Below are 1,465 nucleotides of genomic sequence, written 5' to 3'. Positions count from 1 at the left end.
TCAATGCCGTTGACTTAGGGGTCTGGTGGGGGTGCGATGGCAGGTATGACCTGCAGCGTTTCGACTGGCCAACAGGTGGGCTTGGGCGGTCGCGGGCGGTCGGGGTTCCAGGACAGGAAGCGGGACATCTTCCGTTTGGCCTGGCGGATCACGGTGCGCAGACGGCGGGGCGGTTTGATCTCCTCATGGAGTTCACGCTCCGTCGTGCAGGGCTGGTGAGGGGGAAAAATCCCTGCGTGGTGAGGTGATGCTGCGGCGTGCTGCCCGCAGAGCGGCGGCGAACGACAGCCGGTCGGGATCGAGAGGCTCGCTGCGGTTCATGGCCGCCGCGTGCATCAGCACTCTCAGCCCGGTGTAGACGGCCAGGTGTGCGTAGACCTCCTGGAACACCAGGTCCGGGCTCTTGCTCGGCAGCACGGTGCGGGTACCGATCTGGGTGGTCTTCAGCTCGGCCAGGGTGTTCTCCACTTCCCAGCGCTCGCCGTAGAGCGCGGCCAGTTCGGCCGCAGGCGCCCGGGCGGGGTCCATCAACGTGGTGATCAGGCGGTATGTCTCACCGGGCTTGCGGCCTGGCACGTCCAGTGTGTACTCGATGACGCGCACGCGGATGTCCTGCGGCGCACGGACACTGCGGCCCCGGCCGCCGTGGACCGTGGAGATCCAGGAACCGTCCGGGAGGGCCTTCTCGACAGGGAGTTTCCAGATGCCGGGGATGCGCCACAGCAGATCGGCTCCGGTGGCCGCCATCACCTGCCACAGATACGCGCCGGGCAGACCACGGTCACCCAGCACGAGCATCCCCGGCCCGAGGGACGGAGCCAGGCCCTCGACCAGGACTCGCTCCTTGACCCGGTAGGAGTCGGCGACCGCGTCCACGATCACGTGTGTGCCGGCTTCGACCAGCACCGCCAGCCGGACCAGCGGATAGCCGGTCGGCCCCTTGTCCGGCCTGGCCCGCACCCGCCCCAGCGCCGCTTCGTTCGCGGCGGTGTCCGCCACCGCAAGCGTGGTGCCGTCGACGGCCATCACCCGCAGTCCCCGCCAGCAGGCACCCGGCGTCCGCTCGTCCGCCACCGCCGCACCGGCATGCACAAGCAGCTCTCGGAACGGCTCAACGCCCAACTTCCGGCGGGCCCGGAAGACCGCGGCCTTGTCCGGCACCCGCCATGGTCCCCAGCCATGCTCGTCTCGGGCCGGCTCCGCGAGCAGGCGTAACACCTCACGATAGGGCTCAGGGCAGAACAAAGCCCTGGCCAGCATGAAGTACACCATCAGCCGTGGCGGAAGCAGCCGCTGACGCACCTCACAAGGCTGACTCTTCTCAAGCACAGCGTCCACCAACTCCGATGGAAACACCGCCGTGAGATCCCCAAGCGCCACACGATCGACCAGCCGAGCAGCCACGGAACACCACCCCTGGTATCCGTTGAACCGCCAACACGGCCCAAAGTCAACGGCATTGGAT

At 68.0% G+C, this 1,465-nt stretch carries 1 protein-coding gene; it reads right to left on the bottom strand.

Annotated elements, in window-relative coordinates; all coding sequences use genetic code 11:
• Positions 1-192 precede the first annotated feature (192 nt).
• Positions 193-1,380: an IS4 family transposase gene (locus ACH47Z_RS47195; protein ID WP_399086853.1), complete on the bottom strand. Its 1,188-nt coding sequence runs from the start codon at positions 1,378-1,380 to the stop codon at positions 193-195.
• Positions 1,381-1,465 lie beyond the last annotated feature (85 nt).

Origin of the sequence: Streptomyces sp. NPDC020192, from assembly GCF_044388685.1 — a bacterium.
Taxonomy (GTDB): Bacteria; Actinomycetota; Actinomycetes; order Streptomycetales; family Streptomycetaceae; genus Streptomyces.
The sequence above is the reverse complement of the archived record's forward strand: the minus strand, read 5'-3'. Positions and strand labels throughout refer to the sequence as shown.